Source organism: Stenotrophomonas sp. HMWF023, from assembly GCF_003060985.1.
Lineage (GTDB): Bacteria > Pseudomonadota > Gammaproteobacteria > Xanthomonadales > Xanthomonadaceae > Stenotrophomonas > Stenotrophomonas lactitubi.
Genome location: NZ_QAIJ01000341.1, coordinates 22,803 through 23,424 on the forward strand (window position 1 = coordinate 22,803; position 622 = coordinate 23,424).

Consider the following 622-nt stretch of genomic DNA (forward strand, 5'->3'; position numbering starts at 1 on the left):
TCCTGCGCCACACCGAGCACGTAGCGCTCCTGCGATTCGTTGCACCACAGCTGCATCGGCGACAGCGACGGATCGTCGGTGGGCACCTTGCCCAGGTCGATGATGCCGCCCACGCCGGAATCGTGCAGCAGTTCGGGAATGGCATTGGACAGGCCACCCGCACCGACGTCATGGAAGAACTTGATCGGGTTGTTGGTACCCATCGCCACGCAGCGGTCGATGACTTCCTGGCAGCGACGCTCCATTTCCGGGTTGTCGCGCTGCACGCTGGCGAAGTCCAGGTCCTCGGCGCTTTCACCGGAGGCGACCGAACTGGCGGCACCGCCGCCGAGGCCGATCAGCATCGCCGGGCCGCCGAGCACGATCACGGCATCGCCGTCCTGCAGCAGGATCTTGTCGACCTGCACGCGATCGATGGCGCCGAGGCCACCGGCCAGCATGATCGGCTTGTCGTAGGCGCGTACCAGGTCGGCGCCTTCCGGCAGTTCGAAGCTGCGGAAGTAGCCGAGCAGGGCCGGGCGGCCGAACTCGTTGTTGAACGCAGCGCCGCCGAGCGGGCCGTCGGTCATGATTTCCAATGCCGGCGCCATGCGCGGGTTCAGCGCACGCGGCGCTTCCCACG

At 67.2% G+C, this 622-nt stretch carries 1 protein-coding gene; it reads right to left on the reverse strand.

What is annotated here, in order from left to right:
• Window positions 1–622, reverse strand: a 622-nt coding sequence (locus DBR20_RS23615; protein WP_258223458.1) for an AIR synthase-related protein, incomplete at both ends; no start/stop codon positions are given.